Origin of the sequence: Archangium gephyra (assembly GCF_042230915.1) — a bacterium.
Taxonomy (GTDB): domain Bacteria; phylum Myxococcota; class Myxococcia; order Myxococcales; family Myxococcaceae; genus Archangium; species Archangium gephyra_B.
The window spans coordinates 1,313,330-1,334,502 of sequence record NZ_CP102578.1 but is presented as its reverse complement, the minus strand read 5'-3'; the positions used below and the strand labels follow the sequence as shown (position 1 = coordinate 1,334,502).

Sequence of the window (21,173 nt, the reverse complement as noted above, 5' to 3'; positions counted from 1 at the left end):
GCGAGCCGGACCTTGGCTTCTCTGCTGGCATGCCTGGCGCTCACCGTGGGGACGGCCGCCTGCCGGTCCGCGGCGCCGTCCGCGCCCGACGCGGGCCCGGAGCCCGGCACGGATGCGGGGGTGCTGCCCGGCGTCACCGGACAGCGGGCCCTGCTCTACCTGACGAGTGCCGGAGAGGAGCGCGTCCCGGTGGATGTGTCGGCCACTCCACCCAGGGCGCTCGTGCTGGAGGGCGGCGCCTTCGTCACCTACGAGGGCGTGGGCAGGGCGGACGGCACCTTCGTCATTCCCCACGTCCCCGCAGGCCCGTACTACCTGAGCATCGAGCCCACCGTCTTCGTGGTGACGGATGCACGGGAGGTGGAGCTCTCCTCGGGGACCTACGGCCGGCCCGGGGCGGCGACCCTGCCCGCGGGCGCTGGCGGCGCGACGGTGATCTTCGAGCTCGGCAACCTCCACCCCTACGAGAGCACGGACGGCATCACCCTCTTCTCCGCCAACGTCAACGTGGCGCGCTACCGGCTCACGCCCTCCGCCGCCAGCAAGGCCACCTCGGGCGCCTTCACCTATTCGGTCCGCGCCGGCCAGCCGCTCATCGATCCGGGCCTGGGAGATCGCGTCCTGCTCACCCAGCTCAGCAGCCGCACCGCCCCGCTCGAGGGCAGTGGCGAGGCGGTGGCCTACCGCTCCGTCAGCCGCGCCTTCGAGGCTCCGGCGTTCCAGACGCGGCCCGGGGAGACGCAGAAGCTCTCCGGCACCATGACCGAGCCCCCCGCGCTCACGACGTCCCTCCACTGGGAGCTCGCCGCGTACAGGAACCTGGCCACCGCCGTGAATCCGCGCGCCACCGTGGCCGGGCAGTTGCTCGTCTTCGACGTCCTGCCCACGCCGCGCTCCTACGGCTACCTGAGCCTCGTGCCCCGGCTCGTCGAGCTGCTCGAGCCGCCCGCCGTGGACGCGCTGCGCACCACGCTCACCTACGCCAATCCCTACCCCGCGAGCTGGAGCCCCATCGGCCTCACGGAGTCCCGCTACCAGGTGGCCTACCAGCTGCCGGGGACGAAGAGCCCGGCCACGCTCTCCGGGGTCCTGTCCTCCACGGACACGCTTCCCGAGTTCCTCTCGAAGCCGATTGCCCCCGCGTTCGGTCCGGTGCGGCAGCCGCGCATCGAGGGCATGGACGCATGGCAACCCGTTACCCTCACCACCCCCACGCCCGAGCTGAGCTGGACGGCGCCCGACGTCCCGCCGGGCACGCGCTGCAACTACACCGTCTTCATCCACCAACTCTCAGCGCAGGGCTCCGCGACGGTGAGCCGCTTCGTGGGCTCCGTGCGGACAACGGACACACGGGTGCGGCTGCCTCCGGGGCTGCTGTCCCCGGGCGGCACGTATGTCTTTGTCTTCGACGCGAACACCACGCCGGGCAGGGACATCCTCCAGCAGGCAGTGCGCATCCCCATTCCCCTCACGGGCTCGCAGGCCCTCTCGGAAGTCATCACCGTGCGTTAGGACACGGCTGAAGACAGCAGCGAAGAGCAGGGCCTGAGCTCCAGCGAGAAAAATCGGCCGCTCCTTCACTCCGGCATGGCTGTGTCGAGGGAGCAGTACTTGACCGTATGAAACCTGATCTCGTACAAGCGGCCAGTATCGAGGAGGAGGGGAAAACCATGAAGAAGATGTTTGTTTTGCTGGCTGCTTCAATCACCTTGACCGCGTGCGGTGGCACTGTCGAGTCCGAAGAGCAGAGCGAACTCCAGACCACGCGGCAGCAGATCGACGGCGCAGAGAACATGCACTGCGAATCGACCTGCGGCTGCTACGCGCAAAGCCAGGGGGGCAACTGCGGATGGAAATGCGTCTTGAACTTTGACTCGCCAACGTCGACGTACCAGTATTGGAACGTCACGGCCGCTTGCTTCAACGGCAGCAATACTTGCAGTGCCGCATACAGCAAGCTGTGCTCGGCGCCCTGCATCGTGGGTTCGTATTCCACTTCGCCTTGTTCCTGAGGCAGAAGGGGTCCAGCCCACGCGGCGCTCCTCGTGACATGGCCCCCTCTTGAAGCAAGAGGGTGCCCGGACTCCGTGGTCCGCGGCACCCCCACCCCGTCCTCTCCCAGAGGGAGAGGGGTTGTTGTTCAGCTCAGCCGAACAGCTCGCGCACCTTCTCGAAGAAGTTCTTCGACTGCGGGTGCACGTCTTCCCCGCTGGAGTCGGCGAACTTCTCGAGCAGCTCGCGCTGCTTCTGCGTCAGCCCGGTGGGCGTCTCCACCACCACTCGCACGTGCTGGTCTCCGCGCTGGCCGCTGTGCAGGTGCGGAATGCCCTTGCCCTTGAGCCGGAACACCTTGCCCGACTGCGTGCCCTCGGGGATGGTCATCTTCACCTTCCCGTCCAGCGTGGGCACGTCGATCTTCGCGCCCAGCGCCGCCTGCGTGAAGGAGATGGGCACCTCGCAGAAGACGTCGTAATCCTCGCGCTGGAAGAGCGAGTGCTCGCGGACGATGACCGTCACGTAGAGGTCGCCCGGAGGCCCGCCCCGGTCACCCGGCTCGCCCAGGCCGCCCAGCCGCACCCGCGTGCCGTTGTCCACGCCTGCGGGGATGTTGACCTCGATGACCTCCTCGGAGGGCACCTTGCCCGAGCCCCGGCACTTGCCGCACGGATCCGGCACCACCGCGCCCGTGCCGCCACAGTCGGTGCACGGCCGGCTCACCGCGAAGAAACCCTGGGTGAAGCGCAGCTCGCCCGTGCCGCCGCACGTCCCGCACGCCTTGGGCGCCGAGCCGCTCTTGCTTCCCGAGCCGCTGCACGTGTCGCACTTCTTCGGGCGCGGAATCGGCACCTTCGGCCGACAGCCGAACGCCGCCTCCTCGAACGAAATCTCCAGGTTGAAGCGCAGGTCCGCGCCGCGGTTGCTCACCCGGCCGCGGCCCCCGCGTCCCCCGAAGATGTCTCCGAAGATCTCCCCGAAGATGTCGTTGATGTTGACGCCCTGGAACCCGCCGAACGGATCTCCCCCGGCCGCGCCACCCACGCCCGCATGGCCGAACCGGTCGTACCGGGCCCGGCGCTCGGGATCGCTCAGCACCTCATAGGCTTCCGAGGCCTCCTTGAACTTGTCCTCGGCATCCTTGTTCCCGGGGTTCCGGTCCGGGTGGTACTGCAAGGCGACCTTGCGGAACGCGCTCTTGAGCTCCTGCCCCGAGACGTTCTTCTGGACCCCCAGTACCTCGTAGTAGTCGCGTTTCTGGCCCGCAGCCGCTGGCATTGCGTTCAAACCCCTGGATTTATTGGACTTTCTACGCTCGCGTAGTCTTCGAAATCACTATAACGCAGGCGAGAGGTCCGGCAATCCGCGCCCGCCCCGACAGGGGGGCGGGCGCATCGGAATGAACGCTCGAAACAGCAGGGCTCAACGAGGGCTCAGACCGTCCAGACCCGGTTGGCCGTCAGCTCCATGCGAGCGAGCCGCCGTTTGAGCACCGGGTCGACCGCGCCCCTGGAAGCCCACTTGGGGACCACGAAGTGCAGCTCCGCGTTGTAGAGCTTGGCCGCGCTGGACAAGAGGCTCCAGCGGTTCTCCGTGGTGGGGTCCTCCACCATGCCCGGAGTGACGATCTCCAGGATGATGGGGGTGCGAGCCGAGTCGGACTGACGGCATGTGAAGTCTGGCCGGTGGTCCTCGATGGTGCCCGAAAGAATGGGCGGTGGCATGAAGCCGGGCAGCCGGGCTTTGAGGTCCGTGCAGCCGATGGTTCGGAAGTACTCCGCCATCAGCCACAAAAGCCGGCGGCGCTCTTCATCCTCGACCACCGGCTCACAGCCCGGACTGAACAGCGCCTCTTTCCCAGTGTTGGTGTTGTCCATGGCTAGCGAAAAGCTGTCCGCCGCTTCCCGCAGGGGCAATGAAAGGTCCCACATGGACCGGGTACCCGGCAGCAGGGCAGACGGGCGGCCACGAGGCTTTGCCCGGGAGGCTTGACGGTGCGAGAGTGCGCGCTCCGCCGTGGCCCCCCGTCCTTCACCGCACGTCTATCGCCGCCTGTTGGGCTACCTCCGTCCCTACCGGAGGCTGCTGCTGTGCGGTGTGAGCGCCTCTCTAGCCGCCGCCGCCGCCACCTCAGGGTACGCCTGGCTGGTGGGGCCGCTGTTACACGCTGTCCTAACGGGAACACCCGTGGTGCTGGCGGGATTCACGCTGCCGGGCGAGCAACTGCTCGGAGTGCTGCCCGTGCTGGTGGTGGCCCTGGCCGCGCTGAAGGCCACGGCCGGCTTCCTCCAGGGCGGGTGGATGCAGCGGCTGGGGCAGCGGGTGATGGCGGACCTGCGGGCCTTCCTCTACGCCCGGCTGCTCGCCCAGCCTCCGGCCTTCTTCGAGCGGCGGCACTCCGGTGAGCTGCTCACCCGCTTCACCGCGGACGTGCCGCTGGTGGAGTTCTCCGTCACGCAGGCCCTGTCCTCCTATGTGAGGGACGGGCTGCAGATGGTGGCGCTGCTCGTCACGTGTCTGCTCATCGACGCGAAGCTCTTCCTCATCACCTTCGTGGTGATGCCGCTCACGGTGCTGCCGGTGCGCAGCTTCGCCCGCTCGCTGAAGAAGGTGGCCAACCGCTCGCAGACGAGCCTGGGTGCCCTCACGGCGCTCACCGCGGAGCAGCTCCAGGCGCTGCCGGTGGTGCAGGCCTACGGGGGCTCGCCCCGGGCGCTGGAGTCCTTCGAGGCCGAGTCGGAGCGCTACCTCGGGCAGATGCGCCGCTCGCTCTTCCTGCGCGGGGCCTACAGCCCCACGGTGGAGGTGATGGGGATTGTCGGCGTGGCGCTGGCGGTGGCCTGGGGCGCGCGCGCCATCTCGGTGGACCCGTCGCTCTCCGGGCGGCTGCTGTCCTTCCTGGCCGCGGTGCTGCTGCTCTATCAGCCGGTGAAGTCGCTCAGCGGCACGCTCTCGCAGGTGCTCATCGGGCTGGTGGCCGCCGAGCGCCTCTTCGCGGTGGCGGACGAGCCCATGCCGCCGGACGAGGGAGCGGAGGCCGGGCCCCTCACCCAGGCGTTGACGCTCGAGGGCGTGCGCGCCACCTACCCGGACGGCCGCGAGGCGCTGCGGGGGGTGGACCTGACGGTGCCGGCGGGAGCACGGGTGGCGCTGGTGGGGGCCTCGGGCGCGGGCAAGACGACGCTCTTCTCCGTGCTGCTGGGCTTCATGCCCCCGAGCTGCGGCACGGTGCGGTGGGACGGCGCGGCGCTGTCCGGGCTCAAGCCCTCCAGCGTGCGCGCGCAGCTGGCATGGGTGCCGCAGGAGCCGGTGCTCTTCTCGGGCAGCGTGCGGCACAACCTGTTGCTGGGGCGGCCCGAGGCCACCGACGAGGAAGTGTGGGAGGCGCTGCGGCTGGCGCACGCGGAGGACTTCGTGGGGGCGCTGCCGGGCGGCCTGGACGAGCCGGTGGGAGAGCGCGGGGCGCGGCTGTCGGGTGGACAGCGGCAGCGGCTCGCCCTGGCGCGGGCCTTCCTGCGCCGGCCCTCGGTGCTGCTGCTGGACGAGCCCACCAGCGCGCTGGATGCGCAGAGCGAGGCGGCGGTGGGCGCGGGCCTGGCGGCGCTGATGAAGGGGCGCACGGTGCTCGTCATCGCGCACCGCCTGTCCACGGTGCGCGACGCGGACCTCATCGTCGTGCTGGATGCGGGCCGGGTGGTGGAGGCGGGCACGCACGCGGAGCTGTCCGCCCGGGGTGGCCGCTACGCCCAGCTGCTCGGCGAGGGTGCCGTCGCCGCTTGAGGTGCAGGCGCCTCAGAGCAGCCAGTACAGCAGCCACACGCTGAACAGCAGGCCCAGTCCGAGCACGATGAGCATGGTCAGGCCCTCCGTCTTCTGCCTGCGGAGCATGACGGGGTCGACCGAGGGGACCTGCAATGGCAGCGGGGACGGAGCGGCGGGCGGCGCCCCCCGCGGCGTGGACACGGGCGCGGCGGTGGTAGACGCCGGAGGCGCGGAAGGCGCGGGCGCGGAGGCTCCAGCGCCTCCGGCGAGCACGAGGCCCTGGCGCGCGAGCGCCAGCACGCGCTGGATGTGTTGGATGTACCGGTCCTCGCCCTGGTAGTGCTCGAGGGCGAGCGCGGCGCGCAACAGCCGGGCGGGGACGGGCTCGGCGTCCGGGTGGACGACGCTCGTCTCGGTGCGCGCGGCGCCGTCCTGCTCCACGCGCCCGGTGCGCAGGCCCACGCCGCTGGACCACACGCAGTGCTCGTCCAGCAGCGTAAGCTCCTGGCGCTGCACGCGGCCCTCGGGGTCCACGAAGGAGAGCAGCTCCGCCCCCTGGGTAGACAGGTGCCAGACGGAGCGCTGGCCGTCGTCACCGGGAGGTCCTTCCACCGGGCGTGCCTGGTACAGCGCCAGCACCGCGGCCTTCAATCTCTCCGTTGACAGATCGCTCATGGACGGGGCGTGAGCCTAGGGTCGGAAGGCAGGAAACGGAAGGCGCAAAGGCGGGGAGCGGGTCTCGTCCAGGACAGGACGGGTCGGGCATGCCGCTGGTCCCCTGGCCGGTCTCCCCGGGACGGGCCGGGCCTCCGGGTGAGGTCATCCCCATGGTTGGACTGGAGGAGCCGGCACATGGCGATCATCTACCCCGACAGTCCCATCGAGGCCCCCTTCGTGGTGCCCCCCAACCGCACCGAGGTGACGGACGAGCCGGAGCCCCACTACCCCCGTCCCGATTCACGCTTCCCCGACGTGAGCTGGATTGGCACGGCCGAGCAGGGCGGAGGCCACATGCCCGAGGACTACGAATGGCCCACCAACCCCAAGCAGCACCAGGACGATCTGATGGGCGAGTGGGAGCCCACCCCGCATTGAGGCGCGTGCCTCTCCGCCGTCCGGGCGCTACGGTGTGCACCTCATGAGTCGCTCCCGTTCCAAACAGATGGATTTCGTGCGCCACTTCGAGGGCGCGCAGGTGCTCGACGGGCTGCTGGAGCTCGCGGGCACTTCGCATGACAGCCTCACGGTGCTCGCGCACATGCGCCAGGCCCACGCCGAGGGACGCCCCTCGCAGGAGGTCATTCCCAGCCTCTTCGGGCAGGAGCCGCGCTTCGAGTCTCCGGAGCTGGCCCGCCGCCTCTTCCAGAACCTGCTGGGGTTGTGGGACCTGGTGCAGGAAGGCAAGCAGGTGCGGCTGGAGGACGGGCCGCGTCCGCCCCGGCCCAAGAAGCAGAAGACGGAGGCCCCCCGGCCCTTCGCCCCGGGCGAGCCAGACACGGCATTCGTGGAGGGGGCGTGGCGTTATCTGGAAGACGACGAAAAGGCGCGCACCCGCCTGCACCATGCGTTCGAAAACAAGCAGGACGCGCTGCTGGGTGTGCTTGACGCGGCGGGGCTGTCGGACGAAGGATACGGTGTTGCCCGTCACCTGCTCTTCGAGCTGCACGCCATGCTGGAGCTTGGTTGGCCGCAGGGACTGGCGAGCGTGTCTCCCGCGGCACTGGAGACACCGGGCATGGAGACTTCGCCAGTGCCCACGGCCCTGACCGCGTACGCGGACGAGGCGCTGTTCGAGGCGGAGCAGGACGAGGAGCACCCCCTGTCACCCGAGGAGTTGGCGACGGCTCGCACCCTGGTGAAGCGCGGACTGGCGGCGCTGTGGGGTGCTCGGAAGGGAAAGTGAAGAATGGCACGTGACAAGGACGACGATCGGGGCGGCGGGGGCTTCTCCGGCAAACGGACGAAGAGCTGGCGGGAGATCGACGCTTCGCGCGGCAAGGGCCGGGGCCCCAGCTCGCGGCAGGATGATCCGGCGCAGCAGCGCATCGAGCGCAGCGCGTCCTACCAGAAGTACAAGGCGGCCGCGGACGCGCTCTTCACGGGCGGCGAGCTGCCCGAGGGCCTGGCGAAGACCTTCGACCCCGAGGGCAAGCGCAAGGCGCAGAAGCAGGCCATGCAGAAGCTGATGGAGTCCGCCGAGGATCCGCGGGCCTGGGCCCAGGGCGTGCTGGACTACCTGGAGAAGTACCCCGAGCTGCCCGAGGACCCGTACTTCCTCGACAGCCTGCTGGGCCACCCGCGCGAGCGGATCGCCGACAAGGCGCTGGGCAAGCTGGAGGAGATGGAGGCCGGGGGCAAGCTGGTGAAGGCGAAGCTGCCCAAGAGCCTGGATCAGCGGCTCAAGGGCATCGAGCTGACCAGCTCGGACCCGGACACGCAGGGCCGCGCCAAGGCGCTGCGCGAGAAGCTGCGCGTCTGAGCCTCACGCGTCCGAGGCGCTCGTGGGCAGGCGCACCGTGAAGCGGGCGCCGCCTTCCGGCGGGTTGTCCACCGAGATGCTCCCGCCGTGCGCCTGGACGATCTCCCGCGTCACGTACAGCCCCAGGCCCAGCCCGCCGTAGTGCTTCATGGGCGCGGCGCGCTCGAACCGGTTGAACAACCGGGCCATGTCCTTCTCCGGGATGCCGGGCCCCTGGTCGTGGATGACGAGCACCGCCTCCGCGCCCTCCCGCGTCACCGAGAGCTCGACGGGACTTCCCGCCGCGTATTTGAACGCGTTGGACAGCAGGTTGGAGATGACCTGCTCGATGCGGAGGCGATCCCACGTCCCCTCGACGGGAGACCCTTCCCGGACCAGGACCGGACAGTCCGCCTGGGCGGCCGCCTCCTGCAGCCGCCCGGTCACGTCCTTCACCGTGGCGAGCAGCTCCATCTGTTCCGGCTTGAGCGTGAGCTGGCCGGTGCTCAGCCGGGAGACGTCGAGCAGCGTCTCGATGAGGCCCGCCAGCCGCTCGGTGCTGTGGACCGCGCGCGCGAGCTTCGCGGACACCCCGGACTCGAGCGAGTCCACGCGCAGCTGCAGACTCTGGAGCTGGAGCTGGAGCGCCGTGAGCGGCGTCTTCAGCTCGTGCGAGGCGATGGCGAGGAACTCGTCGCGCAGCCGGACGGACTCCTGGGCCTGGGCGAGCCGCAGGCGCTCCTGCTCCGACCGCTTGCGCTCGGTGAGATCCCTCGTCACCTTGGCGAAGCCCCGCAGCTGCCCGCTCTCATCGCGCACGGCGGTGATGACCACGTCCGCCCAGAAGAGCGACCCGTCCTTGCGCACGCGCCAGCCCTCGTCCTCGACGTGTCCCGACGCCGCCGCCTCGCGCAGCAGATCCCACGGCTTGCCCTGGGCCACCGCCTCCTCCGGGTAGAAGCGCGTGATGGGCTGGCCGATGATCTCCCTGGCCTCGTAGCCCTTGATGCGCTGGGCCCCCGCGTTCCAGCTCTCCACGCGCCCCTGGGGCCCCACCATGAACATGGCGTAGTCCTTCACGCTCGTGACCATCAGCCGGAAGCGCTCCTCGCTCTGCCGCAGCTGCTCCTCGGCCTTGCGGCGCTCGGTGAGATCCCTCGTCACCTTCGCGAACCCGACCAGCCGGCCCTTGGCGTCACGCATCGGCGTGAGGATCACGTTGGCCCAGAAGCGATCGCCGTTCTTGCGGACGCGCCAGCCCTCCTCCTCGAAACGGCCCTCCGACTCCGCGACCCGCAGCTCCCGCTCGCACTTGCCCGTGCCGATGTCCTCGGGCGGGTAGAAGAGGGAGAAGTGCCTCCCGAGGACCTCCTCCCGGGTGTAGCCCTTGATGCGCTCCGCGCCGCTGTTCCAGCTCCTCACCCGCCCCGAGATGTCGAGCATGAAGATGGCGTAGTCGTAGAGGCTGTCGATGAGGCGCCGGGATTGATCGTCCCGGGCATCCACCAGCTCCAGGACCGCCTGCGATTTCTGTTCGAACATGTCGTCTCCCCGGCTCAGCGCCTGGCGCTCGCGCCAGTGCGGGAAGAGTTCGGCAAGCCATTGCCACGGGGGTGGGTGCGCGGGTCCAAGGTGTCGTAACGCAGTGGGTCAGGTCCGTGCATGGTGCGGTCCTCGAAAGGTGTACCGCCGCGGCGGCCCGCGTGAACCTGTATCGTTGATGCTCGTTTATGTCCCAACAGATACGTCCACGCGCACGAATCTCTTCCGCGTGACTCGCGGCCTGGCGGGCAGACGAGCGCACGGTGTGCACGGCCGTGTTGCCCGGGAAATGAGAACCGGGCTCACCGGTTGATGACGAAGCCGCAGGCCGAGTCGAGCACCACCTTCGCGCCCGCCAGCGCCGTCAGCAGCCGCTCGTAGTGCGAGCGCTCGGCCGACACCTGCGCCTCCACCGCCTCCGCCTCCAGCCCCTGGTGCGTCAGCGACAGCCGCATGCGCTCCAGCACCCCGTCGCGCTCGGCTTCGATGGCCTTGCGCGCCCGCGTCTGCAGCTTCGCCATCTCCGCCTCGGCCGCCTTCTGCGCCACCGGGATGCCCTCGTCCACGAAGGCACCAAAGCCCGGGAAGACGCGCAGCCACTCGTCGCCCTTCAGCCCCTTGCCCTCGGCCTCCAGCGCCGGCAGCACCGTCGTGTCGGCCTTCGGGCCCGTGGGGCCCTCCACCACCGCCACGTGCACCAGCGTGCGCTCCAGGAAGCGGGCGATCTGCCGGCTCGGCACCCGCGCGCCTGGGGACGTGTCCTCCGGCTCCGGCATCTGCACGTGGTAGAGCAGCTCCACGCCCTTGGCCTTCAGCGGCCCCCGCTTCTCGATGAAGCGCGCCCCGCTGCGCCCGTACGGCCCGTCCCTCAGGAAGCCGAACAGCGCCTCGACAATCGGGTGGCCCGTGGCGAAGTACTCCAGCTCCTCCGCTTCCACCGCCGTGTCGCGCCAGAAGGTGCCCAGCACCGTCCGGTCCTCGTTGATGTCGATTCCGGGCAGGCCCTCCACCTTCAGCGCGTGGCCGAAATGGAACGCGCACTGGAAGGCATCCACCTGCTCGTCCGTGTCCACCCCGATGCCCACCCGCTTCGCCAGCTCCGTCACCGTCTCCTCGAGCTTCTCATCGAGGTCGCGCGCCACGCTCCACAGGCCCTCCTCGAGGCTCTGCTCCTCCTCGTCGTCGGCCTCCACGCCGATGCGCTCCTGCGCCCGCGTCACCAGCCGCGCCACCGCGTCCTTGTCGAACGAGCGGATGTCCAACAGCGGGTCATACGCGCGCTTCACCTGCGCCCGCGCCTTCTCCACCCGCTCCTTCAGCTCCGAGGCGTACGCCACCCGCGACTCGCGCGGCAGCAGCGCCATCTCCGTGAGCCGCTCCTCCACCTCCTCCAGCACCGCGTCCAGGCCGCCCACCGTCTCGCCGAACACGCCCACCGCGTCCGCCAGCAGCATCAGCACGTCCGACGCCAGCGTCCCCGCCGGATCGAACACGTGGATCTCCACCGGGTGGTTCTGCCCGATGCGGTCCAGGCGGCCAATGCGCTGCTCCACCGTGGACGGGCTCCACGGCAAGTCGTAGTGAACCAGGTGGTGCGCGAACTGGAAGTTGCGGCCCTCGCCGCCCACCTCCGTGCACAGCAGCACCTTGGGGCCCTCCGGGTCGCGGAAGCGCGCCACCTGCCGGTCCCGCTCCACCATGGGCAGGTCTCCATGGTAGGCGAGCGCCTCCACGCCCTCGCGCCCCAGCTCCGCGCGCAGTGCCTCCAGCGTGTCGCGGCTCTCCGTGAAGACGAGCACCTTCGCGTGGGGCTCCGCGCTCCAGATGCGGCCGCGCAGCACCTCCAGGAAGGCGCCGAACTTCGCGTCGCGCGAGGGCAGCTTCAGGCTCCCCGCCACCCCCGCCAGCGCCTTGTTGCCGCGCAGCGCCTCGCCGAAGGCCGTGGGGCTCGACTCCAGCCGGCGCAGCAGGTTGCCCAGCGGCGCGCCGCGCAGGTTGCTCTCCGCCAGCGCCGCCAGGGCCGCATCGCGCGTCTTCAGCTCCTCGGCCGACAGCTTCACCGGGTGCCGGTGCAGGCGCCGCGTGGAGAAGCCGCCCACCACCGCGCGCCGGTTGCGCACCAGCCGGTCCGACAGGCTGTACGTCTCCGCCAGGTGCTGCATCAGCGCGTCGCGCTCCTTGAGCGTCTTCAGCTTCGCGTCGTCCGGGAAGCGCGCCGCCAGGGCCTTCACCGCCCCCGCCGCGTCCTTGCCCTCCAGCAGCCCGCGCACCGCCGCGCTCAGCTCCTCCTGCCGCGCCAGCCGCTGCTCGAAGCCCTTCACCGTGGGCGCCGTGGACGCGTCGATGAGCGTCAGCAGCCCGTGGTACTCGGCCGGGTCCAGCTGCATGGGCGTGGCCGTCAGCAGCAGCAGGCCCCAGCTGTTGCCCGCCAGCGCCTCGGCCGCCTCGAAGGCCTTCTCGCCCTTGAGGTGGTGCGCCTCGTCGATGATGACCAGGTCCCAGAAGGCGTCCTCGCCCGCCACCGCCCGGCGGTGCTCCTCGCCACGCGCCAGCATCTCCAGGCTCGTCACCACCAGGGGGAAGCGCGCCCACGGCGACACCGTGGGCATCTCCTTGAGCGACTGCGCGTAGCGCTCCGAGTCCATCAACGTGAAGAGCTGGTTGAACTTGTGGAAGAGCTCCACCAGCCATTGCACGGTGAGGTGGCTGGGCGCCACCACCAGCACGCGCCGGGCCAGGCCCGACAGGCGCAGGGCGCTGAACACCATGCCCGCCTCGATCGTCTTGCCCAGGCCCACCTCGTCGGCGAGCACGAAGCGCGGCCGGCGCGCGCTCAGCACGCGCTGCACCACGCCCACCTGGTGCGGCTTCACCATCACCCGGCTGGCCAGCAACGCGCCCAGCGCGTCACACCGCCGCTCGTCGTCCATCACCAGCGCCTGCTTGCGCAGCGCGAAGGCGCGCGAGTCCCCCACCCGCCCCTCGCGCAGCGTGGAGAGCAGATCCGAGCGCGGCGCGAGCGCGTGCACCTCGGACTCGGGCATCTCGTCCTCCTCGCCCGTGTCGGTGTAGCGGAGGACGTAGCGGCGCAGGCCCCGGCCGCCCTCCTCCTCGCCCAGCACGGTGGCGCGCCGGCCCTTGGCCGTCTGCACGGGCTCCCCCTTCGTCAGCGCGTAGTGCACCAGGGCGCCGCCCTTGGTGGACACCAGCACCGGCTCGCCCGTGCGGGCGGGGAAGAGGACGAGCGCCTTGGCGCCCTCATCCTGCAGCTCCAGGAGATGCCCCACGCCCCACTCGGGCTGGGGGAGATAGCGGACCTTGTTGCCAGGTACGAAGGACATGGTCGGAAACGGACCCTCGAAGTGAAAGGGGGTTCGCTCATAACCCCGGCCCGCCCCCTCGGCCATCCCGCGAACCCCTCGAATTCAGGACCGGCCTCGTACTCCGGGGCGATGCGGCTGTCACCCATTCGACAGCCCCCTGCCCACCGGGGCGATTTCTCGCCCCCCCCGCTCCAGGCAAGGTGGCTCGCACCTGCGCGCCTGGAGTCCGGGGCCGCTGGGGGGGAGAGCCACATGCTGCCGCGTCATCCGACGACCGCGCTGCGCGCGGGCGTGAACCTGTTCGCCTTCACCCTGCTCCTGGTGGGCTACCTGCTGCTGGCTCCGGGGCCCCTGCCCACGCGGGGCGAGGAGGCGGGCAGGCTGCGGCTGGTGGTGATGATGATGGGCTTCGTGGGGCTGGCCGTGGGGTGCGCCCTCGGCTGGACGCTGCGCCAGTCCTTCCGCCCCGAGGAGCCGGACGCCTCCGAGCCGGACGCGCCGGACCCCAGGACGGACGCGCTGGCCCGGGAGAACGAGCGCCTGCGCGCCCAGGTGCAGGGGGCCTTCGAGCTGGTGGGCGTGGCCGCGCATGACCTGGGCAATCCCCTGCTCGCGCTCCAGCTGCGCCTGCAGCGGCTGCGGGCCCAGACGCGTCAGGATGCTCGTGCCCAGGAGGGGCTCGCCCTCGTCGAGCGCGAGGCGCGCCGCATGGGCCTGATGGTGCACGATCTGTTGGACGTCTCGCGCCTGTCCGAGGGCCGGCTCTGCCTGGACCTGGAGGAGGTGGACCTCGCCGCGCTCACCCGCGAGGTGGCCGAGCGCTTCTTGGATCAAGCCACCGCCGCGGGCAGCACGCTGGTGGTGCACGCGCAGGGCCCGGTGCGCGGCCGGTGGGACCGCCAGCGCCTGGACCGCGTGGCCACCAACCTGCTCAGCAACGCCCTGAAGTTCGGCCCGGGCCAGCCCGTCGAGGTGCACGTGCTCGCCGAGGGAGGCCGGGCCCGCCTCGCCGTGAAAGACAGCGGCGTGGGCCTGCCCCCCGACGCCCAGGAGCGCCTCTTCGGCCGCTTCGAGCGGCTGGGTGACACCGGACGGCCCGGCGCCGGGCTCGGCCTCTACATCGTCCATCAGCTCGTCCAGGCCCATGGCGGCACCATCCACGTCTCCAGCCGCCCGGGCCTCGGGGCCACCTTCACCGTCGAACTGCCCTCCTCCCACTCCCCGTCTTGACGGCCGTGTGGGTGACGCGACGCGTCCTCTCACCCAACCGCACACGTCACCTACAGAATCTCACACCAAACCGTCAAAAATGGACTTCAGGGGAAGGTGAATAATTCCCATAGAAGTTGAAATTCCAGGTCGAATCACTTTATTCTGTCGTTGCTCAAATCGAGCTGTTCCCTGATGGACAGGGGAGCACTCGAAGACGCATCGGCTCCGACCTGGCAGGTAGGGAACGGGAGCCGGTGACGAGAACCAGGGCTGGGTGTGACTTCGCCCGTCACCCAACCGACAAGAGGAGGGGCCGCCATGAGCGGAGTGAGAGCACTTTGTGTGCCGTCGCAGTCGTCTGTCCGCACCCCCAGCCGGATGAAGGGGATGTGGTTCGCGGCCCTGGCCCTGCTCGCGGGGGGCTGCGCGGAGCAGGAGTCCTCCGAGACGGCGCCCCTCAGCCTCTCCCAGCAGCTGGCCCAGGCCGCGGAGATGCGTCCGGCCCCGGCCCCCGCTCCCGTCGGGCTCGCGCTCGAGGTGGATGGCGGCACGGGCATCCCGCTGAAGGTGAAGGCGGGGCAGCGCTTCTTCATCAACCAGATTGATCTGCGCGCCTCCATCACCGCCTCGCGGGACGAGGGCGTGGACGGCCTGCGGCGCGCGGGAGACTTCGCGCAGCTGCCCTGGCAGGGCGTGCGGCTGGCCGACGAGGAGCCCATCCCCCTGCCCAACCCGGACGGCACCTTCACCCGCCGCCGCTTCTACCGGGATGCGCAGTGGATGGAGCAGCCGAGCGTCTTCACGGTGCAGCCGGTGGATGCCCAGGGCCGCCCCACGGGCCGGGCCATCAGCCTGCACATCGGCAAGGACGACACGCTCAAGGCCAACGACGACTTCTTCATCCGCCGCCTGCGCGCCATCCAGTGGGGCTATGACTGCCGCACGGGCACGGACTGCACCGGCGCGAAGAGCTTCTCCGAGGAGGCGCTCGTCGAGGTGCGCAACGCCCGCAGCGGCGCCACGTCCTTCACGCTCTCGGCGAACACCCGGGCCCTGCAGCTGGGCTGGTCGCTGCGCCCCGGCGCCCCCTACACCATCCCCGTCGAGCAGGTGGCCCAGCCCACCTACGCGTATGGCTTTGGCATCGACGTGAAGGCCCTCACCCCGGCGCGCGCGGATGGCACCTACGCGCCCGGCACGGCCGTCACCTTCCAGCTGGCGTTGCGCGACGGAGCCGGCAAGCGCCTCCACCCGGAGGGCAACCTGCCGTCCTACAACGAGGTGGTTTTCGGGCAGAATGAGCCGGGCATCCAGTACTACCGGGCCTTCGCCTTCATCGACCCCACCACCACGTACTACCGCCGCAAGCACCGTGAGCGCATGCTGATGACGCAGATCATCGGGCCCGCCCAGCGCATCCAGCCCATCCGCAGCATCGTGGACCTGGACGCGTTCCTCGGCCCCGACGACGTGCAGACCGTCGCCACGTTCGAGCGCGACGGCGTCTACGCCCAGTTCCAGACCTTCCCGGCCTCCAACAAGCTCTTCGGCGGCGCCTTCTTCCCGGAGACGCGCGGCTGGGACGCGGCGGTGAGCACCTCGTGGACGTACCAGATTCCGGCCAACGCCGAGCCCGGCACCTACCTGGTGACGGTGAAGGGCCGCCGCGTCTACCTGGGCGAGGACGTCCCCGCCAGCCGCACCATTGAAATCCAGGTGGGCAGCCCCGAGCGCACCCAGGCGAAGCTCACCACGGGCTCCTGCAAGACGTGCCACACCGAGGGCGGCGAGTTCTCCCAGGTGCTGCACGGCAATGACAACCGCGCCGCGTGCGCCGCCTGCCACGCTCCGCTCGGCTTCGAGCTGGAGGGGCCCATCGTGGTGCGCACCCACTTCCTGCACTCGCGCTCGGACCGCTTCGACGCGCCCAAGGAGCAGTGCTCCAGCTGCCACCTGACGCAGGAGAGCACGCAGCGCACCAGCAAGGCCGCCTGCCTCTCGTGCCACAAGAGCTACCCGGACTCGCACGTGGAGAAGTTCGGCCCCATCGAGAGCATGTACGTCGGCGGCGGGCGCGAGTCCTTCCAGCAGTGCACCGGCGCCTGCCACAAAACCCACCCGGGGAGCGGCTTCTAACGCCGCGGCCCCCCCTCATCCCGGAGGTCCTCCTTGGCTCGAGTGAAGATGCAGACGGCACGTACCACGCAGGCCGAGCCCGTCGCAGCCGCGGAGGACCTCCTCAGACAGTTGCAGGGCGACACCCCCAAGCTCGTCACCCTGTTCGCCTCGCGGGAGCGCGACCAGCTGGCCCTCAACCGCGCCGTGCGCGAGCGGCTGCCCAAGGGCACGCGCCTGGTGGGTGCCACCACCGCGGGCGAGCTGGACAACCAGGGCATCCACTCCGGCAGCGTGGTGCTGGGCGCGCTCTCCGGTGACTTCGAGGTGGGCCTGGGCCTGGGCACCGGCCTGTCCGTGGACGCCGTGGGCGCCGGCGCCACCGCCATCAAGCGGGCCGCGCAGGAGCTGGGCGTACGCCAGTCGGACATCGACCCGCGCCAGTACGTGGGCCTCGTCATCGACGACGGCTTCCGTTACAAGAAAGAGGAGCTGCTGCTCGGCATCCTCGAGAAGAACCAGACGTTGGTGCTGGTGGGCGGAGGCGCCGCCGACCACGAGCAGGATCCCGCGAAGCAGTCCGCCCTGCTCCACGTGGACGGCGAGGTGGCCAGCGACGCCGTGCTGGTGGCCCTCTTCAAGACGAGTGCGCCCTGGGCCGCCTTGCGCTCGCACTGGTACCTGCCCACCGGCGAGCGCCTCACCATCACCCGCGTGGACGAGAGCGCCACCCGCGCCCTGGAGATCGACGGCAAGCCGGCGGCCGAGCGCTACGCCGATCTGCTCGGCGTGCCCGTGGGGGAGCTGGAGTTCGGCAAGCCCCGGGGCTTCGCCGTGCACCCCACCGCCCTCAAGGTGGGCCGCGAGTACTTCATCCGCTCCCCCTGGAAGCCCCTGCCCGACGGCTCCATCCTCTTCGCCAACCTCCTGGAGGAGGGCACCGAGCTGGAGCTGATGAAGATGGGGGACATGGCGGGGATGACGCGCTCCTTCTTCCAGGAGGAGCTCCCCCGCCGCGTGCAGAACCCCCAGGCCACCCTGCTTTTCCATTGCAGTGGGCGCATGTGGTACGCGGGCGCGACCGGTACCATCCCCCAACTGGCCGAGACCTTGCGTCACGCACCGGCGGCGGCTGGAATGAATGTGCACTTCGAGATCTACTCGGGGTTCCACATCAACACGACGCTGACCGTCCTGGCGTTCGGGGGAAACTGACAGATGAGCACTCCGGCGCCCGCGGTGCCAGGCAGTGAGACACCCCGCAGTGACACGCCCCGCGGTGACACGCCCCGGCTGCTCCTGGTGGGGGGCGAGCGGGAGTGCACGCGCGTCCTGGAGACGCTGCGGCGCGCGGAGCTGAAGGTATCCGCGCAGCGCGTGTCCTCCCGCGAGGAGCTGGCGGCGGCGCTGGAGAAGCCGTGGGAGCTGGCCGTGTGCGGGGCGGAGCTGCCGGGGCTGGGCTTCCGCGAGGCCGCGCCGCTCTTGCGCGAGAAGGCGCCCCAGTTGCCCTTCCTCGTCATCTCGCCCAGGTGGGACGACGCGGAGATGAGCGCGGCCATGGAGACGGCCGGCGCCAGCAGCTACATCGAGATGGACCGCCTGGCGGTGCTCGTCCCCGTCGTCCGCCGCGAGCTCAAGCGCATCATCGAGCGCCGCCAGCACCAGGAGGCCGAGACGAAGCAGGAGCGCTCGCGCTGGCTGCTGGAGTGCATCGTCGACAGCCTGCCCTTCGTCCTCTTCGTGAAGGACGCCGAGGAGCGCCGGCTGCAGGTGGCCAACAAGACCTTCGCCGATGCCTTCGGCGTCACCAAGGACTGGCTGCTCGGCAAGCTGGACCACGACTACTTCCCCCAGGAGCAGGCCGATTCCTTCGTGGCCATCGACACGGAGATCCTCCAGACGAAGAAGCTCAAGGCCTTCGAGGAGGTGGCGCGCACCAACGGGGTGGACCGCATCTACGCCACGCGCAAGCTGCCGCTGCTGGATGACAAGGGCGAGGCCCGCTACGTGCTGGGCATCACCGAGGACGTCACCGAGCGCAAGGCCTCCGAGGAGGCGCTGCGCAAGTCCAAGGCCGAGCTGGAGGAGTCCAACAAGCGCCTGGCGGAGAACCTGGAGGAGCTCAAGAAGAGCCGCGCCGTGTCCGCGCGCACGCTGGCCAGCTACCAGCAGCGCGCCCTGCAGATGGAGATCATCCGCCAGCAGAACGAGGACCTGGACCGGCTGGCCACGGAGCTGTCCATCGCCAAGCGCAACGAGGAGGAGCGCGCGCGCGAGGCCGAGGCCGCCGCCCGCCTCAAGAGCGAGTTCCTCGCCAACTTCAGCCATGAAATCCGCACGCCGCTCAACGGCATCATCGGCTACTGCGATCTGCTGATGCGCGAGGAGGGCAGCCGGCTCACGCCGCACGGCCGGCGCGACCTCAACGTGGTGAAGAAGAACGCGCAGACGCTGCTGGCGCTCATCAACGACATCCTCGACCTGTCCAAGATTGAAGCGGGCCGGGTGGAAGTCGTGGTGGAGCGGGTGGACATGCAGGAGCTGGCCGAGGAGTGCACGGCCACGGTGAAGGAGTACCTCAAGGGCAAGGACGTCGAGCTGCGCACGGACATCGACGAGCGCGTGGCGTACGTGCGCACGGACGCGCTGAAGCTGCGTCAAATCCTGCTCAACCTGCTGAGCAACGCGGCCAAGTTCACCGAGTCCGGCGAGGTGTCGCTCACCGCGCGCGCCGAGGGCAACGAGGCCGTCTTCATCGTCGAGGACACGGGCATCGGCATTCCGCCGGACCAGCTGCCCTTCATCTTCGAGAAGTTCCGCCAGGTGGACGGCTCCACCACGCGCAAGGTGGGCGGCACCGGGCTGGGGCTGGCCATCGTCAGGGAGTTGAGCAAGGTGCTGGGCGGCGGCGTGGAGGTGCAGAGCATCCTGGGCCGCGGCACCACCTTCACCGTGCGGCTCTCCGGCATCCTCGAGGGGGAGGCGCTGGGCACCTCGCGCGAGCTGGACAGGCCGGTGGCCCCCCAGGACTTGGGCGCGGCGCTCCCGTCCATGGTGCGCGGCGGCACCGTGCTGGTGGTGGATGATGATCCGCTCGTCCAGCACCTGGTGGCCGGGCAGCTCGGGCCCGCGGGCTTCACCGTGGTGACGGCCTCGGACGGGCTGGAGGCGCTCAAGAAGGCGCGGGACATCCGCCCGCACGCCATCGTGCTGGACATCTACCTGCCGCGCCTGGACGGCTGGAGCGTGCTGTCCACCCTCAAGAGCGAGCCGGACCTGGCGCGCATCCCCGTCATCATCATCTCCGTGGAGGAGCAGCGCGCGCGCGGCTTCTCGCTGGGGGCGTGCGAGTACCTCATCAAGCCCATCGAGCCCGAGCACCTGGTGGACGTGGTGCGCCGCAACATCGTCGGCAGCACCAGCTCCGGCGAGGTGCTGGTGGTGGACGACGACGCCTCCACGCGCGAGCTCGTCAGCCGCTCCCTGCGCCGCGCGGGCTTCTCCACCAACGAGGCCCACAACGGCGAGGACGCCCTGCTCAAGGCCCGCGTCTCCCCGCCCACCCTGGTGGTGCTCGACTTGATGATGCCCAACCTGGATGGCTTCGAGGTGCTGCGCCGCCTGCGCGCCGAGAAGCTCAACGTCCCGGTGGTGGTGCTCACCGGCAAGACGCTCTCCGGCGAGGAGCAGACCGTGCTGCGCGAGGGCTTCGCCGGCTTCGTGCAGAAGGGCGGCCATGCCCTGGAGGACGTCATCGGCCAGGCCAAGGGGCTGCTCCTCAAGCAGAGCGCCCAGCGCGCCGGGCGCCTGCCGCGCATCCTCTACATCGAGGACAACCCGCAGAACCGCGACATCGTCCGGCGCTACCTCGGCGGCCTCTTCGAGGTGCTGGAGGCCGAGGACGGCGAGCTCGGCGTGGAGCGGGCCACCAAGGAGACGCCGGACCTCATCCTGATGGACCTGTCGCTGCCGCGGCTGGACGGCTGGGAGGCCACGCGGCGCCTGCGGCAGTTGCCCGCGGCGGCCTCCATCCCCGTCATCGCCGTCACCGCGCACGCCGGACGCGAGTACCAGGAGAAGGCCTCGGCCGCTGGCTGCAACGGCTACCTCACCAAGCCTCTCGACCGCGACCAGCTGCTCGAGACCATCCGCAAGCATCTCGGGAGAAGTCATGGTTGATGTCGCCGTCCCCAAGGTCCGGGTCCTCGTGGTGGACGACGACCCCGACTTGCTGGAGCTCGTCCGCCGCACCCTGACGCCGCACTTCGAGGTGCAGACGCACCACTCGGCGCTGGGCGTCTCCAACCTGGTGCGCAATGGCGAGCCGGACCTGGTGATGCTGGACGTGAACTTCCCGGCCCTCAAGGGCGACCAGGTGGTCAGCCTGGCCCGCCGCTATGCGCCGCGGAACACCAAGTTCATCCTCTACTCGGCCTCGGACGAGGCGCGGCTGCGCTCGCTCGCGCGGGCCTCGGGCGCCGATGGCTACCTCTCCAAGAGCGTCCAGGGCGCCGAGCTCATCCAGAAGCTCACCGCCTTCCTCGACAAGGACCACACCGTCCCGGCCTGAGCGCCCCCACCCGAACAAAAGAAGACCGGGGCAGAGTGGGACAGCCCTGCCCCGGCCCGGGGGACATTGGACAGACGCGGCCGCGCAGCGGAAGCCGGAGGGAATGGCCAGGCCGCCGTGGACCGGGCACGGCCAGCAGGCAGATGCCGTGTCACTCTTGAGGGTGTGTCCGAGGAGCACTCGCGGACAGTGTGCC

General features: G+C 70.2%; 16 protein-coding genes. 11 read left to right on the top strand and 5 right to left on the bottom strand.

Going from position 1 to position 21,173, the window contains the following annotated elements; genetic code table 11:
- Positions 1-12: 12 nt before the first annotated feature.
- A complete protein-coding gene (locus NR798_RS05520; RefSeq protein ID WP_375770359.1) occupies positions 13-1,512 on the top strand; it encodes a hypothetical protein in 1,500 nt (499 codons plus the stop codon).
- A gap of 158 nt (positions 1,513-1,670) precedes the next feature.
- The gene (locus tag NR798_RS05515; protein ID WP_375770358.1) at positions 1,671-2,012 is read left to right on the top strand and encodes a hypothetical protein; all 342 of its coding nucleotides are present in this window, start codon (positions 1,671-1,673) and stop codon (positions 2,010-2,012) included.
- Between the two features lie 133 nt (positions 2,013-2,145).
- Here NR798_RS05515 and dnaJ read toward each other — a convergent pair whose 3' ends face one another.
- Both dnaJ and NR798_RS05505 read right to left on the bottom strand, forming a co-directional pair.
- Positions 2,146-3,273 (bottom strand): molecular chaperone DnaJ, encoded by a 1,128-nt coding sequence (gene dnaJ / locus NR798_RS05510; protein ID WP_375770357.1) that lies wholly within the window; start codon positions 3,271-3,273, stop codon positions 2,146-2,148.
- A 155-nt stretch (positions 3,274-3,428) separates the two neighbouring features.
- Positions 3,429-3,872 carry a hypothetical protein gene (locus NR798_RS05505; RefSeq protein ID WP_043390796.1) on the bottom strand — a complete coding sequence of 148 codons (444 nt, stop codon included), beginning with the start codon at positions 3,870-3,872 and terminating at the stop codon, positions 3,429-3,431.
- Positions 3,873-4,011: 139 nt separating this feature from the next.
- Here NR798_RS05505 and NR798_RS05500 point away from each other — a divergent pair, with 139 nt between their 5' ends.
- On the top strand, positions 4,012-5,775 hold the full coding sequence (locus NR798_RS05500) for an ABC transporter ATP-binding protein (protein WP_375770356.1): 1,764 nt from the start codon (positions 4,012-4,014) through the stop codon (positions 5,773-5,775).
- A 12-nt stretch (positions 5,776-5,787) separates the two neighbouring features.
- Here NR798_RS05500 and NR798_RS05495 read toward each other — a convergent pair whose 3' ends face one another.
- Complete coding sequence (locus NR798_RS05495) at positions 5,788-6,432, bottom strand: hypothetical protein (protein WP_375770355.1); 645 nt, start codon at positions 6,430-6,432, stop codon at positions 5,788-5,790.
- A gap of 177 nt (positions 6,433-6,609) precedes the next feature.
- Between NR798_RS05495 and NR798_RS05490 the strand changes: the two genes are divergently transcribed.
- From NR798_RS05490 to NR798_RS05480, 3 genes are read left to right on the top strand one after another with little or no spacing between them, the layout of a single operon-like run.
- The gene (locus NR798_RS05490; RefSeq protein WP_375770354.1) at positions 6,610-6,852 is read left to right on the top strand and encodes a hypothetical protein; all 243 of its coding nucleotides are present in this window, start codon (positions 6,610-6,612) and stop codon (positions 6,850-6,852) included.
- A gap of 43 nt (positions 6,853-6,895) precedes the next feature.
- Entirely contained in the window at positions 6,896-7,660 is a 765-nt protein-coding gene (locus tag NR798_RS05485) for a hypothetical protein (RefSeq protein ID WP_375770353.1), read from the top strand.
- Positions 7,661-7,663: 3 nt separating this feature from the next.
- Entirely contained in the window at positions 7,664-8,236 is a 573-nt protein-coding gene (locus NR798_RS05480) for a hypothetical protein (RefSeq protein ID WP_375770352.1), read from the top strand.
- A 3-nt stretch (positions 8,237-8,239) separates the two neighbouring features.
- Here NR798_RS05480 and NR798_RS05475 read toward each other — a convergent pair whose 3' ends face one another.
- A complete protein-coding gene (locus NR798_RS05475; protein ID WP_375770351.1) occupies positions 8,240-9,757 on the bottom strand; it encodes a PAS domain S-box protein in 1,518 nt (505 codons plus the stop codon).
- Between the two features lie 302 nt (positions 9,758-10,059).
- Positions 10,060-13,098 carry a helicase-related protein gene (locus NR798_RS05470; protein WP_375770350.1) on the bottom strand — a complete coding sequence of 1,013 codons (3,039 nt, stop codon included), beginning with the start codon at positions 13,096-13,098 and terminating at the stop codon, positions 10,060-10,062.
- A 234-nt stretch (positions 13,099-13,332) separates the two neighbouring features.
- Between NR798_RS05470 and NR798_RS05465 the strand changes: the two genes are divergently transcribed.
- The 5 genes from NR798_RS05465 to NR798_RS05445 all read left to right on the top strand — a co-directional run bounded on the left by NR798_RS05465 (position 13,333) and on the right by NR798_RS05445 (position 20,977).
- Positions 13,333-14,310 (top strand): sensor histidine kinase, encoded by a 978-nt coding sequence (locus tag NR798_RS05465; RefSeq protein ID WP_375770349.1) that lies wholly within the window; start codon positions 13,333-13,335, stop codon positions 14,308-14,310.
- A gap of 300 nt (positions 14,311-14,610) precedes the next feature.
- Positions 14,611-16,428 (top strand): cytochrome C, encoded by a 1,818-nt coding sequence (locus NR798_RS05460; protein ID WP_375770348.1) that lies wholly within the window; start codon positions 14,611-14,613, stop codon positions 16,426-16,428.
- 33 nt (positions 16,429-16,461) lie between these two features.
- Positions 16,462-17,622, top strand: coding sequence for an FIST signal transduction protein (locus tag NR798_RS05455; protein ID WP_375770347.1), 1,161 nt, complete (start codon positions 16,462-16,464; stop codon positions 17,620-17,622).
- Positions 17,623-17,625: 3 nt separating this feature from the next.
- Positions 17,626-20,586, top strand: a complete 2,961-nt coding sequence (locus NR798_RS05450) for a response regulator (RefSeq protein ID WP_375770346.1) — start codon at positions 17,626-17,628, stop codon at positions 20,584-20,586.
- Positions 20,579-20,977, top strand: a complete 399-nt coding sequence (locus NR798_RS05445) for a response regulator (protein ID WP_375770345.1) — start codon at positions 20,579-20,581, stop codon at positions 20,975-20,977. The genes NR798_RS05450 and NR798_RS05445 overlap by 8 nt, the downstream gene beginning before the upstream one ends.
- The last annotated feature ends 196 nt before the right edge of the window (positions 20,978-21,173 follow it).

Coding starts and splice junctions, on each gene's coding strand:
- NR798_RS05475 (WP_375770351.1), bottom strand. CDS start 9,757: ATGTTCGAACAGAAATCGCAGGCGGTCCTGGAGCTGGTGGATGCCCGG.
- NR798_RS05460 (WP_375770348.1), top strand. CDS start 14,611: ATGAGCGGAGTGAGAGCACTTTGTGTGCCGTCGCAGTCGTCTGTCCGC.
- NR798_RS05515 (WP_375770358.1), top strand. CDS start 1,671: ATGAAGAAGATGTTTGTTTTGCTGGCTGCTTCAATCACCTTGACCGCG.
- NR798_RS05465 (WP_375770349.1), top strand. CDS start 13,333: ATGCTGCCGCGTCATCCGACGACCGCGCTGCGCGCGGGCGTGAACCTG.
- NR798_RS05495 (WP_375770355.1), bottom strand. CDS start 6,432: ATGAGCGATCTGTCAACGGAGAGATTGAAGGCCGCGGTGCTGGCGCTG.
- NR798_RS05470 (WP_375770350.1), bottom strand. CDS start 13,098: ATGTCCTTCGTACCTGGCAACAAGGTCCGCTATCTCCCCCAGCCCGAG.
- dnaJ (WP_375770357.1), bottom strand. CDS start 3,273: ATGCCAGCGGCTGCGGGCCAGAAACGCGACTACTACGAGGTACTGGGG.
- NR798_RS05445 (WP_375770345.1), top strand. CDS start 20,579: ATGGTTGATGTCGCCGTCCCCAAGGTCCGGGTCCTCGTGGTGGACGAC.
- NR798_RS05490 (WP_375770354.1), top strand. CDS start 6,610: ATGGCGATCATCTACCCCGACAGTCCCATCGAGGCCCCCTTCGTGGTG.
- NR798_RS05450 (WP_375770346.1), top strand. CDS start 17,626: ATGAGCACTCCGGCGCCCGCGGTGCCAGGCAGTGAGACACCCCGCAGT.
- NR798_RS05485 (WP_375770353.1), top strand. CDS start 6,896: ATGAGTCGCTCCCGTTCCAAACAGATGGATTTCGTGCGCCACTTCGAG.
- NR798_RS05480 (WP_375770352.1), top strand. CDS start 7,664: ATGGCACGTGACAAGGACGACGATCGGGGCGGCGGGGGCTTCTCCGGC.
- NR798_RS05505 (WP_043390796.1), bottom strand. CDS start 3,872: ATGGACAACACCAACACTGGGAAAGAGGCGCTGTTCAGTCCGGGCTGT.